Here is a 15,114-nt window from a genome sequence, read left to right on the forward strand (position 1 = left end):
ATAAAAAAAACCGCGATAGTCGCGGTTTTTTCTTATGCAGTCATTAGAAAAATTAAAATGCTGCGTTATTAGGTGTTCTTGGAAAGGGTATAACATCTCTCACGTTTGAAACACCTGTAGCATACGCAACTAAGCGTTCAAAACCTAAACCAAAACCTGAGTGTGGTACTGTACCGTACTTACGTAGATCTCTGTACCAACTGTAATCTTCAACATTTAAATTCATTTCTGCTAAACGCTTATCTAGAACATCTAAACGTTCTTCACGTTGACTACCACCAATAATTTCACCAATGCCAGGTGCTAAAATATCCATTGCAGCAACAGTTTTGCCATCGTCATTTAAACGCATATAAAATGACTTAATATCTTTAGGGTAGTTTTGTAAAACAACCGGACCATTAAAGTGTTCTTCAGCTAAATAACGCTCATGCTCTGAGTTTAAGTCAACTCCCCAAGAAACTGGGTTTTCAAAGCTCTTGCCACAATTTTCTAAAATAGTTATAGCATCGGTATAGTCAAGACGTACAAAGTCTGTGTTTATAACTGAATTTAAACGCTCGATTAACGTTTTATCTACCCGTTGTTGGAAAAAAGCTAAGTCATCAGCTCGTTCTTCAAGTACGGCTTTAAACACATATTTAAGCATTTCTTCAGCAAGATCAGCAGCCATTGATAAGTCGGCAAAAGCGATTTCAGGTTCTACCATCCAAAATTCGGCTAAATGACGGCTAGTATTCGAGTTTTCAGCTCTAAAAGTAGGGCCAAAAGTATAAACCTTCGATAGGGCGCAACAGTACGTTTCAACATTGAGTTGTCCAGATACAGTTAAAAACGTTTCCTTGCCAAAAAAGTCTTGCTTAAAGTCTATATCCCCTTTATCTGTACGTGGAATATTTTCTAAATCAAGGGTACTAACACGAAACATTTCACCGGCACCTTCACAATCGCTACCAGTAATAAGTGGTGTGCTTATCCATAAATATCCCTTTTCATGCAAAAAGCGATGTATAGCTTGTGCTAGAGAGTTTCGAACACGGGTTACCGCACCACCTAAATTAGTACGAGGACGTAAATGAGCATGCTCACGTAAGAACTCTATACTATGACGCTTAGCTGCCATAGGATAAGTGTCAGGATCTTCAACTAAACCTAATGTTTCAACTTTAGTTGCTTGAATTTCAAATGATTGTCCTTGACCTGGCGATTCTACTAATATGCCAGTAACAACGACAGCAGCCCCTGTAGTGAGCTTGAGTATATCTGATTGATAATTGTCTAATTCACTTGGTGCTATAGCTTGGATAGGATCAAAACAAGAACCATCATGTATGGCTAAAAATGAAATTCCTGCTTTTGAATCACGACGAGTTCTGATCCAGCCATGAACGGTAATTTCTTCATTAACTGGGTATTTACCCGCTAATACATCAGTGATTGCTATAACTGACATTTATCAACCTCTTTAATTTAATGTGCTTTGTTAATATTTCTGTTAAATTTTAAATATAGTTAACTAATTATTCTTCTATATTTTGGGGATGTTATGTTACCTTGCTTACCGTGTATAACAAGTAAAAATTAACGATATTCAGCGATAAAAGCTAAAAATAAGGATTGTTAGTGTAATGCAGGAAAAAGAGCGTCGTATTCAGAGTGATATTTGGACAATTCTATTAAAGTGGTCAGCAATAATTAGCTGGTTGGTTTTTACATTTGCTTTAATTATGTCTTACTACGCAGCGCCTGATAATGAATATGGTGTTTTACGTTATCATGGTATTGAAGTTCGTAAATTTTGGCTTACACCACTTACGGGTTATTTATACATTCTTTTATGGATAAGTGCCTTAATAAGTTATTTAAGTATTATTTTAAATCAATTTCGAACACGCCGAAGTACAGATCATAAATATCTAAATTCAATTTTACTCTTTATTATATCGGTCGCTTGGTTAGTTTACATATTAATGCAAATAGCCAAAAATTGAGTTAGTCCATATTTTTATCAAATGCAGTTCGTTACTAAATTAAAGATCGAAATGAGACAAATTTCACTAAACTTTTTAAGATGTCTATATGAAGACATCTTAAAGATAAAAATTGCTTCGTTTATTCTTTTGCCCATCAATCAAAACAAGCATCATCATCTAATACTACAGCAATAGCGTTAACTAATTGGGCTATCTCATTTTCTTTAATGATAAGTGGCGGCATTATATAAATGAGTTTGCCAAAAGGGCGGATCCAAACACCCAATTCAACAAAACGTTTTTGAATATTTGCTACATTAACATTTTGGGTTACTTCTACCACACCAATAGTACCTAATACTCGCGTTGAATTTACTCTTTGATTTCTAGACAAAGGTAAAATATGGGTTTTAAGTTGCTGTTCAATATGGTTAACCTTTGTTTGCCAATTGCTTGAAATAAGTAAATCTATACTAGCATTAGCTACTGCACAAGCTAATGGATTTCCCATATACGTTGGGCCATGCATAAAACATCCAGCTTCACCATTACTGATTGTTTCAGCAATATGCGCTGTAGTTATTGTAGCAGCGAGTGTTAAATAACCACCTGTTAACGTCTTGCCTAAACACATAATATCGGGGGTAATATCAGCCCAGTTACTGGCAAATAATTTACCTGTTCGTCCTAAACCTGTGGCAATTTCATCACAAATTAATAACACATCGTATTGATCGCATAAACGCCTACAGGCCTTTAAATATTTAGGATGATAAAAGTTCATCCCACCAGTACCTTGAACAACAGGTTCAATAATAAAAGCGGCAATTTCTTGATGATGTCTTTCGAATAAAAGTGAAAGCTCATTTACACAACTTTCATTCCAAGGTTGATAAAAATCGCAGCGTGGTTGAGGAGCAAATAGGTTTTGCATTAATACTTGTTCAAATATTTGGTGCATACCTGTTACAGGATCGCATACTGACATTGCCGCAAAAGTATCGCCGTGATAACCGTTTTTAACAGTCATTAAACGATTTTTACTTGTTACTCCTCTACTTTGCCAATATTGAAATGCCATTTTTATCGCAACTTCTACTGCAACAGAGCCGGAGTCACTTAAAAATACTTTTGTTAACATTTTAGGGGTTATGTCAACAAGCTTTTTACATAAATCAATTGCAGGTTGATGGGTTAAGCCCCCAAACATTACATGTGAAAACTGTTGGCTTTGCTCCACTAAGGCTTTGTTTAATAATGGATGATTGTATCCATGCAATACAGACCACCACGACGACATACCGTCAATAAGTGACTCACCAGAAGATAACTCAATTCTTACACCACTAGCTGATTTTACATGATAAGAAGGTAACGGGTTACTCATAGAAGTGTATGGGTGCCATATATGTTGGCGATCAAAGTCTAGATCTTCTAGCTGATTTTTGTTCATGGATAGAATTTACTTAAGTGACATTACATGAGGTTTTTGTTGGGCATAGACTACCTGTAAAGTTAAGGATATTCAATTTATAGCAGTAAATCCTTGTTTGTTGAAGCCGGTTATATCAGCTCCAACAAACAAGCTCTAAGCACTAATTATTAGATAAACTACCACTAGCAATAATCAGTAACTGCTCAACTTTAAGGACTTCACTTTCAATATTATCGATTATTGACTGATCAATAGTTATAGACGTAGCAGTAATTGCTGCAATCTCGTTTTCTAGCTGACGAATTTTATCTTGTAAGTCTTTATCAATTGATGAGCCTAACAATAACTCTAACTGGTCAACTTTATGATCAATAAGAGCTGATTGATCATCAATCATTTTTGTCGAATTTTGTAACTCATTTTCTAGATTATCTACGTTGTGAAAATATTGCTTAACAGATTGCTGTTGTTGCGATGTCAAATCTTGCCATAATAAATTTCGTCCATTAACCACAAACAGAGTATTTTCTATTGGTGACCCTTTAGTAATTGTAATTTCATTGACATGTTGAGTTGCGTTTACTGTCGTATTTATCATAAAAGCTAAACACATAGTTAAAGCAGAGCACGCCGACATTAATGGTTTTATCATTGAATTTTTCATAATTTTACCCCTTTGTTTGATTAACGATTAAGTCGGGTTAATGCTGAAAAAAGTTTTAAAAATATCTAAATTAATAAAAACTTATAAATCCAATACAATTTTTTATCTATCTAACACACTATGCGGTTAAAAATCACCCGTTAGTCAACTTTGTTTTGTTCTTGTTGTTGACATATATACTGCGCCGCATAAACTAGCGCTAAAGTTTGGCTTTATATTTCCATAATTCTAGGTGTTTTACATGTCTTTAAGTACTAATAGTTCGAATAGTGTACAGTTTCCGGTCCGTCACAACTGGACTCAACAAGAGGTTAATGCATTATTTGCGCTACCATTTAATGATTTAATGTTTAAGGCGCAAACCGCACATCGCGAAAACTTTAACCCTAATGAAGTACAAGTCAGTACTTTATTATCCATTAAAACAGGTGCATGTCCTGAAGATTGTAAATATTGCTCGCAAAGTGCTCGTTATAAAACAGACATAGATAAAGAACGATTAATGGAAGTCGAAAAAGTTTTAGAAGCTGCGAAAAAAGCTAAAGAGCAAGGTTCAACACGCTTTTGTATGGGCGCAGGGTGGCGTAATCCGAAAGCGCGAGATATGCCTTATGTACTTGAGATGGTAAAAGGGGTTAAATCTTTAGGTTTAGAAACTTGTATGACCTTAGGTATGTTAGATAAAGATCAAGCTGAACAGTTACAAGACGCTGGTTTAGATTATTATAACCATAATTTAGACACCTCTCCTGAACATTATAATCAAATTATCACAACTCGTACTTTTCAAGACAGACTTGATACCCTTGATAACGTGAGAAATTCGGGCATGAAAGTATGCTCTGGCGGTATTGTTGGTTTAGGTGAAAAAGCAGAAGATAGATCGTCATTATTATCACAACTTGCTAACCTTTCTCCGCATCCCGAAAGTGTCCCTATTAATATGTTAGTAAAAATTGATGGAACACCATTGGCTAACGTTGATGATCTAGATTCATTTGACTTTATTCGTTGTATTGCCGTTGCTCGGATTATGATGCCCAAAAGTCATGTACGACTTTCTGCTGGCCGTGAAGCCATGAATGAGCAAATGCAAGCGATGTGTTTTTTAGCTGGAGCTAATTCAATCTTTTTTGGTTGTAAGTTATTAACCGCAGCTAACCCTGAAACTAATGCTGATGTATTATTGTTTAAAAAGCTTGGTATTAATACTGAAACTATTAATAATGATATTGATGACGCACAGCAAGAAGAACAATTAACGCATGCGGTAATTAATAATAAACATAGCGATTTATTTTATAACGCAGCTCAGTAATATTGCTCAATGAGCTTCCAATTTTTAGTCGATAGTGTGAAACAGCAACAACAAATTTCGCTGTTTCGTCAACGTACCGTTATTTCAGAGCAGTTTGATAATCAAATTATTATTGATGGAAAAAGCTACCTTAATTTTTCCTCCAATGATTATTTAGGTTTAAATAATCATCCCGATATTAATAATGCTTTAAAAGAGGGCGCGAATAGGTTTGGTACGTGTGCTAGCGCTTCAAGTTTAATTACGGGTTATAACTATGCACATCAGGCATTAGAAGAAACGGTATGTGAATGGTTAAATAAACCTAGATGCTTATTATTTTCAAGCGGATTCGCTGCTAATACTGGAGTTATTCAAGCGTTAGCGAAAAACAATATTAAATTTTGTTTAGATAAATTAAGCCATGCTTCATTGATTGATAGTGTGATTCACGATAAAAACCTATTTAAACGCTTTGCCCACAATAATTATCAACAATTAGATGATCTTTTGGAAAAACATCAGGATCTAGATCAAATTATTGTTAGTGAGGGAGTTTTTAGCATGGATGGTGATAGGGCTGATATAGTAAAGTTAAATCAGCTGGCAAAAAAATATCAGGCTAAAACTTATATAGATGATGCTCATGCCATTGGTGTCATTGGTAATGAAGGTCAAGGTAGCAGTTTTTATCATTTAAATGACATCACTATGGCAACCTTTGGTAAAGCTGTAGCGACTAATGGAGCATTTATAACTTGTGATGAAGAAATGTTTCACTATCTAATTAACTTTTCTCGCCATTATATTTACTCTACTGCTATGTCACCAGCAATTGCATGGGCTACAATAAAAAGTATCGAATTAATTAAAAAAGAGCACTGGCGTAGAGAAAAAATAACAGAACTTAGTCAAATTTTTTCAGCAAACCTTGACGATAAGGTTAAACTTTTACCTACCACATCTTCAATTCACGCGATTGTTATTGGAGATGCAGGTAAAACATTAATAACAGCAAATAAATTAAAATCAAAAGGAATTTGGTTAACGCCTATTCGACCGCCAACCGTTGCAAAGCAAAGCTCAAGGTTACGCGTAACCATAAATTCAAATCATAAAGAGAAAGATATCATATACTTAGCTCAATGTATAAATGAGGCGATAATTTAATGCCTCATACGAGAAATAGAATTAAAATAGGCCGCTCATTTGGTGATGCAAGTGAGTCTTACGATGTGTGCGCGCGATTACAACGCTTTACTGGCAAGCATATGCTGCCTTGGTTGCCGGAAAAAAAAGATCTAATAGTATTAGATTTAGGCTGCGGAACGGGATTTTTTTCTGAGTTATTAGCAACTCGTTATGATCAAGTTTTAGGAGCGGATATTTCATTTAAAATGTTAGATTACGCTAAAAAGAATCGTACGGGCAATATAAATTGGACTCAAGCGGATGCTTTTAAACTACCTTATCAAACAGCAAGTATTGATGTTGTTTACTCCAATTTAATGATTCAATGGTGTGAACCAATAGATAAAGCTTTGGCCGAAATAATGAGGGTCATAAAACCCGGGGGGATATTTGTTGTTTCAACTTTAATAGACGGAACATTACACGAGCTAAAATCTTCTTGGGCCCAAGTTGATGACGATAAACATGTAATCGACTTTCATTCAGAAAAAGAGCTTAATGCTATTTTTAATTCAGGCTCAGCTAAAAAAATTAACCACTTTCGAAAAGATATCGTTTTAGAATATGAAAACGTTTTACATTTAGCCACTGAATTAAAAGGGCTTGGTGCCAATCAAGTACCTAAAAAATTAAGTAAAGGTTTAGCGGGTAAAGACAAATGGAAAAAAATGTCTAAAAACTACCAAGACTTTCAAGAACCTAGCGGTATTTATCCTGCTACTTACAGTGTCTATTCAGCAGTTATGATCAAATTAACAAGCTAGCTCATTATTTATTTACTCGTTATTTACTCCAATTTTTAGGTTACTTATGAATCAGTATTTTATAACAGCAACAGATACCGATGCAGGTAAAACGCATTTTTCACGGGCTTTTATTCGCGCTTTAGTAGCCTTAGGCCAACAGGTAGCCGTATACAAACCAATATCTGCAGGGTGTTACCTCAAAGAAGGACAACTTGTTAATGAGGATGCTCTTTTTTTATTAAACGAAAGTAATAGTGGTCAAACGCTAAAACAGGTTAACCCCATTGCTTTCGAAGCACCTATTGCTCCACATATCGCTGCAAAAAAGCAAAATGTTGTAATTTCAGTGAAAGACTGTTTATTAGGATATCAAAACGTTGCCAAAAATAATGTTGATATTATTGTTACCGAAGGTGCTGGTGGTTGGCGTCTACCACTTGGTAATAACGAATTTTTATCTTCATTTGCTGTGCAAACTAATCAACAAGTTATTCTAGTCGTCAATATAAAACTGGGTTGTTTAAATCACGCTTTGTTAACTTATGAAGCAATTATTAATGATCAACTTAACTGCGTAGGATGGGTGGCTAATTGCCAAGAAGATATGCCCTTTTTAGACGACAACATTAGTGAGTTAACAACATTGATACCTGCGCCGTTATTGGCAACTTTTGAACCACAAGAAAGTATCGAGACAGCAGCAAAAAAAATAAATCTTACTTTACTGTCTCTTTAATATATCCAAACCAATCGAAAACAGACTAAGTTGACTGTATTGTATCGCCAATCTTAATCGTTCGTTTATTACCCGCTTTAAATATATATCCATTTGAGTCTTTACTATTACCCAGTAAAGTAATCGTACTATTTTTATACTGTAACGCTGTTCCTTCAACAATACCGACAATTAATGTATCAGGAGACAACACCATGAACTCTTGTAAACGCTGTTCACGCGTTTCACCATTATGATTTGGAGGGGTATAATCAGTGTAATGTGGATTTATCTGAAAATTAACTAATGCCAATGCGTTAAAGCTTTTAGGTTCCACAATTGGCATATCATTAGTGGTTTTAATTGAAAGCCCTGCAACGTTTGAACCGGCACTCCAACCAATATAAGGCGTGCCTTGTTCTACCTTTGCTTTAATAGTACGTATAAGGTCATGATTATAAAGTTGCTCTAACAACCTAAATGTATTTCCGCCACCAATAATAATTGCTTGGGCCGTCTCAATAGCATTAACTTGATCATCATATTGATGAATACCTTCAACAGCTACATTAATTGAAGAAAGGGCATTTTCGACCATTTGTGTGTATTGATCATTATTAATGGTAACGCCAGCATAAGGAATAAATAAAACTGTATCTATATCAGCTAAATGTGATTTAATCATGGGTAGAGCGTGTGCTAAGTAATCTGTACTTCCAACACGCGAGCTACTTAAGAGTAATAGTTCTTTCTTTGATGTCATATGAAACCATTCATTTATTTTTATTTGGAAAGTACATTTTACCTAATTACTTTTATTTTTGTTAAGTAATTCAATACACGCTGCCGCGATAAAACCAGAACGCGTTTTGTGCTCCTCGCTTTTATTTACCCGATCATCAATTCTAGTTATTAATAATTCAGGTAGAGTAACATTTATTTTATGGCTTTTTCCTAAATAGGGAATGATATCAAAATCAACAACAGCCCAAATAACATTTGGTTGATTAGCAATTAATTCATCTATTAAAGACGCATGTGGAATGCTTTCTCCATACTCAGCAAGAATACTTAAATGATTTGCAATCACCTCTGTAATTCCATTCATTACCACTTCAATTGATTTTCCTTTTAGCTGACACCCTGGTAGGTCAGGTACCGTCAACTCATAAAGATCATCATGATTCTTTTTAATAATTTTTACTGGATATTTCATAAATATTCCTTCTTAAAATAAGAATAACACTATACCTCTAGTAACCCTTGAAAGCAATATAAACACAACCCCGATAACTCCACACAAAAACCAATGTACAACCCCAGTAACTCCGTTAGAAAAAAATAAAAGCAACCCTGATAACCCTTTGTCTTTGTGTGTGATTGTTCACTATAGATTTGAGGTCTTAAAAATCAGTCTTGGTATTTTGAGAAAACGCATAAAAAGTAAAAATTTACATTCTGTTATAAAATTAATATTAATAACGCAAGTTATAATTACTAGAGTTGTTAGAGTTGCATTTATCTTTCGAAATTAATTAGGTTTACTCTTAAGCTCTTGTCTAGTGAACTTAATTAGAGAGGTATGAGCGTTTAAAATAACTTAAGTTAGGAAAATAAATACTGATAAAAGATAGGTAGGAATATACGTTAAAACATATAAAAAAAGCTCAGCAATTATTTGCTGAGCTTTTACTAGTTTTTTCAATACTATTATTAAACGGGCTTCTGAGATTTTTTAGTCAGCTTTTCAGAGATCTTATAAACCACAACAAAGAATAATGGAACAAAGAAAATTGCAAGTACCGTTGCGGAAAACATACCACCAAAAACACCTGTACCTATTGCATTTTGACTACCTGATCCTGCACCTGAACTTAGCACTAACGGTGTAACGCCAAGCATAAAGGCTAATGATGTCATAATTATTGGACGTAAACGCAAACGTGCAGCTTCTATAGTTGACTCAACTAAAGATTTTTCACCTTTATTCTCTTCATATAAAGTTCGAGCAAACTCAATAATTAATATGGCATTTTTTGCCGCTAATCCAATAGTTGTTAATAAACCTACTTGAAAATAAACATCATTAGATAACCCTCTAGCTAAAGCAAAGGATAAAGCACCTAACACACCAAGCGGTACAACCATCATAACTGAAAAAGGAATACTCCAGCTTTCATAAAGTGCCGCTAAACATAAAAATACAACTAAAATTGATAATGCATATAACATTGGGGCTTGCGCGCCTGATTGCTTCTCTTGTAAAGACATACCAGACCATTCAAAACCAATACCTTGTGGTAGTGATGAAGCAATTTCTTCCATAGCTATCATTGCATCACCAGTACTTAAGCCAGGAGCAGCTTGGCCTAATATTTGAACTGATGACACACCATTATAACGTTCTAATTTTGCTGGCCCATAAATCCAACGGGCAGAACTAAAAGCAGTAAATGGTACCATTTCTCCTTCATTGTTTCGTACATACCAAAACTTAAGATCATCAGGCATCATTCGATAAGGAGCATCAGCTTGCACATACACACGTTTAATACGTCCATTATCAACAAAGTCATTCACATAGTTTGACGCCCAAGCGGTAGAAAATGTTTGATTAATATCAGATAGCGATAAACCAAGTGCCATCGCTTTTTGTTGATCAATGTCTATTTTAAACTGGGCTGTATCTTCTTGCCCATTTGGCCGTACGGCCATCAAACGAGAATCTTGAGCAGCCATTCCTAATAGCTGATTTCGTGAATTAATTAAAACTTCATGTCCAAGGCCGGACAAGTCCTGCAATTGGAAGTCAAAACCTGAAGAGTTACCTAGTTCACGAATAGCAGGGGGAACAAAGGCAAATGCAGCGGCTTCTTTAAATTGTGAAAAATGGGCCATTGCACGTCCTGCTATGGCTTTAACATGTTGATCAGCTCGTGAGCGCTCTTTCCAGTCTTTAAGTTTGACAAAAACCAAACCAGAATTTTGTCCTTGCCCACTAAAACTAAAACCTATTACAGAAAAAATCGCTTCAACATTTTCAGACTCATCTTCTAAATAAAACTTTTCAATTTTATTCATAACTTCTGCTGAACGTTCTTGACTAGCCCCTTGCGGTAAAACCATTTGTGTGAACATAGTACCTTGATCTTCATCAGGTAAAAATGAAGTAGGTAAACGTGTAAACAAAAAGATTAACCCTAAGACTAACAAGCCATAAATAAGCATATAACGAACGGTTTGACTCAATATTTTTCCTAAAGAGGTTTGATAGCGCTTGGTTGAACGGTCTATTAATCGATTAAACCATGCAAAAAAACCACTCTCAGGTTTTTTACTATGCTCAACCGGCTTTAACATAGTGGCACATAGGGCAGGGGTAAGAATTAAAGCAACAATAACTGATAACACCATTGACGAGACAACAGTAATTGAAAACTGACGATAAATAACCCCTGTAGATCCACCAAAAAAGGCCATTGGAACAAAAACAGCGGACAGAACCAACGCAATACCAATTAATGCACTGGTAATTTGTTTCATTGATTTACGTGTGGCTTCCTTAGGTGATAAGCCTTCTTCGTGCATCACACGTTCAACGTTTTCAACCACAACGATAGCGTCATCAACCAATAGACCAATGGCAAGCACCATACCAAACATAGTCAGTGTATTTATAGAAAAACCAAATGCCCATAAAATGGCAAATGTACCAAGTAGTACTACAGGAACAGCAATAGTGGGAATTAGCGTTGCTCTAAAGTTTTGTAAGAACAAATACATGACTAAAAACACTAATATAATGGCCTCAATTAAGGTTTGAATAACCCCCATAATTGAAAGTTCAACAAATGGTGTTGAATCATATGGATACACCACTTCAACACCCTCAGGAATTAATGGACTTAATTCGTTTATACGTGTGCGAATTGCTTCTGCTGTATCAAGTGCGTTTGCTCCTGAGGCTAAAGAAATCCCCATACCCGCAGCTGTTTGGTTTTTATATTCAGTTAATAGTTGATAATTTTCGCCACCTAACTCAATACGAGCAACATCTTTTAGGCGTATCGTAGAGCCATCGCTGTTCACTTTAACTAATATATTGCCGAATTCTTCTGCGGTTTTTAAACCAGTTTCAACAATGATACTGGCATTGATTTGCTGGCCAGGAACTGATGGCGCACCACCTAATTCACCCGCAGCAATTTGTGCATTTTGATTAGAGATAGCTTCGGTGATATCCTGACTACTAATACTATATTGAGTCATTTTTTCTGGATTTATCCACACTCGCATCGCATATTGAGAACCAAAAAAGCGCACATCACCAACACCGTTAACCCGACTTATTTGGTCACGAATATTAGCTGCAATAAAATCTGAAATATCATTTCGGTTATAACTATTATCAGGTGAATAAAATGCAATAACCATTAAAAAGCCCGACGACGACTTTGCCACCTGTATACCATTTTGCTGTACAGTTTGGGGTAGCAATGGCATAGCTGTTTGTAATTTGTTTTGAACTTGTACTTGTGCCGTATCTGGATTTGTTCCTGCATTAAATGTCAAGGTAATACTTGCATTACCACTAGAGTCTGATGATGAATTAATGTACTGAACATTATCAATACCGGTTAAGCTTTGTTCTATAACTTGCACAACTGTATCTTGTACAACTTCACTAGAGGCACCGGCATACTTCGCTGATATTGATACAGAAGGAGGTGCAACGTCAGGGTATTGTGATATAGGCAATTGCAAAATAGATAATGCCCCTGCAAGCATTATCATTATTGCAATAACCCACGCGAGAATAGGGCGGTCAATAAATGTATTAGCCATCTTTTATTTTGCCTCTATATTTGATTGAACAGGAGATACCGTCATTCCAGGTCTAATTTTTTGCAAACCTGAGGTAATTACTTGATCACCAACATTAAGGCCTGAAAGTATAAGCCAATCTTGTCCTATTGATCGACCAAGTGAGATTACTTTGGTTTCCACTGTATTATCGGCAGTTAATACATAAACACTACTATCACCTTTACGATTAAATGATACTGCTTTTTGTGGAACCAAAATGCTATTTAAACGTTGTGCTTGTATTAACTCAATTCGTGCAAACATGCCTGGCATCAAGTTTTTATCAACATTTTTAAACTCTGCTCGCATAGTGACGGTATCGGTACTTGGATTAACTTGTACTTCATTAAACAATAACTTTCCTTGTATTGTTTTATTCCCTAATGTTAATTGAGCACTATTTTCAACTGCTTGTAATTCACCTGAAGCAAGGCGTTGTTGTAATTTGTTAATTTCCGCACTCGCTTGCTTAATATCAAAATATATTGGATCTAGCTGTGTGATTGTTGTTAATGCATTACTTTGTCCTGCAGAAACAAGTGCACCTTCCGTAATATTTGATTTACTAATTTGACCTGAAATAGGGGCAAGCACTTTAGTATAAGTTAAATCGACTTGTGCTTTATGAAGAGCCGCTTTATTCATTAATAATTCGGCTTGTAAGGCTTTATATTGTGCTCGTGCTTGGTCTAAGTTTTGTTGGCTGATTGCATTATTTGCAATGAGTTTTTCATAGCGAGTTAATTCGGCTTTAGCTGTTACTAAATTGGCATTAGTTTGAGCCACCTTAGCCTCAGCTGAAGCTAAATTAGCTTTATATATTACATCATCAACTTGGTATAAGGTTTGGCCTGCTTCAACAAAAGCACCTTCAGTAAAATGGCGTTCTAAAATAATACCAGTAACTTGAGGGCGAACTTCAGCTATTTTAGATGCTACCGCTCGGGCAGGTAATACATCAATTAAAGATACATTTTGTTCTTTCAATGTAATTACATCAACTTGTTGTGCCATTATTTGTGCTGGAACTTGTTTCTCAGCATTACTTGGCCCACATGCCGATAATGAAATGGCAAGAGCTGATGACAGCATTAATGTGCTGATTTTTAATTTCATACAAAACCTCAAACTTTTGATTTAATAGCTTAAACAAGCTAGATGTACTTACATTTATAATAAAATATTTAGACAAATATCATTGCGAGTAAGTAAAAATATATACATACATTCGTGAATGTTTTGTATTTTAAAGTAATGCCAACTACAATATCAACCTTTAATTAGTTACATTTTGTGTGCTCTTATAAGCATTTAGATTGAGTAAATACCTAGAAATTTACCTTGTTAGATTACTACTTTAAAAAGCAATCAATAGGGTACAATTTTATAGAGCAGTATATTGAGTGAGTTATGGTAAGAAAAACGAAAGAAGAAGCAATTGAAACAAGAAATCAATTGTTAGAAGCGGCAGAAATTGTTTTCTTTAACAAAGGTTATTCGCAAACAACCTTAATGGATGTTGCCAAACATGTGGGTATGACTCGAGGCGCTATCTATTGGCATTTTAAAAATAAAGTCGATTTATTTGAAGCTATGGTTGAACGCGTTCGTTTACCATTAGAAATGTTAGGAGAGGAATATGCCGATGAAAACGAGCCTGATCCATTAGGTAAGCTAAGAAGTTTTTCAATTCTATTTTTAAAAGAAATTACTCAAGACGCTCGAAAAAAACGCGTGTTTTCAATCTTATTTCATAAATTTGAACAAAATGGACAAGCTGAAGATTTAGAAAAAAGACAAATAATGTCATTTATTGAATGCACAAATCGAATAGAACGAAGTTTACAAAATGCCGTTAATAAAGGGCAGTTGCCTAAAGACTTAGATGTTCCGCAAGCAGCAATTATCAAGCACGCATATTTTGCAGGGCTAATTAACAATTGGTTGTTTTTACCTGAAAATAACAGTTTCAGCTTAGAATCAATGATTGAATCATTAGTAGATAATTATATATTTCTTATCAAAAACAGCCCTAATTTAAGGCTTAAACGTTAATTAAATATAAAATAGAAAGATGGTCGGAATAGCAAGATTCGAACTTGCGACCTCACGTCCCCCAGACGCACGCGCTACCAGGCTGCGCTATATCCCGACATTTTCTAATACCCTTTCGAGCACGAGAGTATAATAAAGAATAATTGTTACTTTGCAATAACAAACAACACCA

The 15,114-nt window shown here is 35.2% G+C and carries 13 protein-coding genes and 1 tRNA gene; 6 read left to right on the top strand and 8 right to left on the bottom strand.

Translation table 11 applies throughout. From position 1 onward, the window contains the following. Positions 1-52: 52 nt before the first annotated feature. Complete coding sequence (gene asnS / locus IE155_RS04390; protein WP_189376892.1) at positions 53-1,453, bottom strand: asparagine--tRNA ligase; 1,401 nt, start codon at positions 1,451-1,453, stop codon at positions 53-55. Between the two features lie 175 nt (positions 1,454-1,628). Here asnS and IE155_RS04395 point away from each other — a divergent pair, with 175 nt between their 5' ends. Beyond that, entirely contained in the window at positions 1,629-1,991 is a 363-nt protein-coding gene (locus IE155_RS04395; RefSeq protein ID WP_189376893.1) for a hypothetical protein, read from the top strand. Between the two features lie 136 nt (positions 1,992-2,127). Here the strand turns inward: IE155_RS04395 and bioA are convergent, their stop codons facing one another. Next, entirely contained in the window at positions 2,128-3,426 is a 1,299-nt protein-coding gene (bioA, locus tag IE155_RS04400; protein WP_189376894.1) for an adenosylmethionine--8-amino-7-oxononanoate transaminase, read from the bottom strand. A gap of 142 nt (positions 3,427-3,568) precedes the next feature. Then, complete coding sequence (locus IE155_RS04405) at positions 3,569-4,072, bottom strand: hypothetical protein (protein WP_189376895.1); 504 nt, start codon at positions 4,070-4,072, stop codon at positions 3,569-3,571. A gap of 241 nt (positions 4,073-4,313) precedes the next feature. Here IE155_RS04405 and bioB point away from each other — a divergent pair, with 241 nt between their 5' ends. From bioB to bioD, 4 genes are read left to right on the top strand one after another with little or no spacing between them, the layout of a single operon-like run. Continuing rightward, positions 4,314-5,390 (top strand): biotin synthase BioB, encoded by a 1,077-nt coding sequence (gene bioB / locus IE155_RS04410; RefSeq protein ID WP_189376896.1) that lies wholly within the window; start codon positions 4,314-4,316, stop codon positions 5,388-5,390. 9 nt (positions 5,391-5,399) lie between these two features. Next, positions 5,400-6,539, top strand: coding sequence for an aminotransferase class I/II-fold pyridoxal phosphate-dependent enzyme (locus tag IE155_RS04415; protein ID WP_189376897.1), 1,140 nt, complete (start codon positions 5,400-5,402; stop codon positions 6,537-6,539). Then, entirely contained in the window at positions 6,539-7,324 is a 786-nt protein-coding gene (bioC, locus tag IE155_RS04420) for a malonyl-ACP O-methyltransferase BioC (protein ID WP_189376898.1), read from the top strand. The genes IE155_RS04415 and bioC overlap by 1 nt, the downstream gene beginning before the upstream one ends. A gap of 46 nt (positions 7,325-7,370) precedes the next feature. Then, entirely contained in the window at positions 7,371-8,042 is a 672-nt protein-coding gene (gene bioD, locus IE155_RS04425) for a dethiobiotin synthase (protein ID WP_189376899.1), read from the top strand. A gap of 25 nt (positions 8,043-8,067) precedes the next feature. On the opposite strand, the gene pepE is transcribed toward bioD, so the two are convergent. The 4 genes from pepE to IE155_RS04445 all read right to left on the bottom strand — a co-directional run bounded on the left by pepE (position 8,068) and on the right by IE155_RS04445 (position 14,003). Beyond that, positions 8,068-8,784 (bottom strand): dipeptidase PepE, encoded by a 717-nt coding sequence (pepE, locus tag IE155_RS04430; protein WP_189376900.1) that lies wholly within the window; start codon positions 8,782-8,784, stop codon positions 8,068-8,070. A gap of 42 nt (positions 8,785-8,826) precedes the next feature. Further along, complete coding sequence (locus IE155_RS04435) at positions 8,827-9,237, bottom strand: type II toxin-antitoxin system HicB family antitoxin (protein ID WP_189376901.1); 411 nt, start codon at positions 9,235-9,237, stop codon at positions 8,827-8,829. 497 nt (positions 9,238-9,734) lie between these two features. Then, a complete protein-coding gene (locus IE155_RS04440) occupies positions 9,735-12,866 on the bottom strand; it encodes an efflux RND transporter permease subunit (RefSeq protein ID WP_189376902.1) in 3,132 nt (1,043 codons plus the stop codon). A 3-nt stretch (positions 12,867-12,869) separates the two neighbouring features. Then, the gene (locus IE155_RS04445; RefSeq protein ID WP_189376903.1) at positions 12,870-14,003 is read right to left on the bottom strand and encodes an efflux RND transporter periplasmic adaptor subunit; all 1,134 of its coding nucleotides are present in this window, start codon (positions 14,001-14,003) and stop codon (positions 12,870-12,872) included. 294 nt (positions 14,004-14,297) lie between these two features. On the opposite strand from IE155_RS04445, the gene IE155_RS04450 reads away from it, so the two are divergent. Then, positions 14,298-14,942 carry a TetR family transcriptional regulator gene (locus tag IE155_RS04450; RefSeq protein ID WP_189376904.1) on the top strand — a complete coding sequence of 215 codons (645 nt, stop codon included), beginning with the start codon at positions 14,298-14,300 and terminating at the stop codon, positions 14,940-14,942. Positions 14,943-14,962: 20 nt separating this feature from the next. On the opposite strand, the gene IE155_RS04455 is transcribed toward IE155_RS04450, so the two are convergent. Further along, a tRNA-Pro gene (locus IE155_RS04455) sits at positions 14,963-15,039 on the bottom strand. Positions 15,040-15,114 lie beyond the last annotated feature (75 nt).

It is taken from the genome of Thalassotalea profundi, assembly GCF_014653195.1.
Taxonomy (GTDB): Bacteria; Pseudomonadota; Gammaproteobacteria; order Enterobacterales; family Alteromonadaceae; genus Thalassotalea_B; species Thalassotalea_B profundi.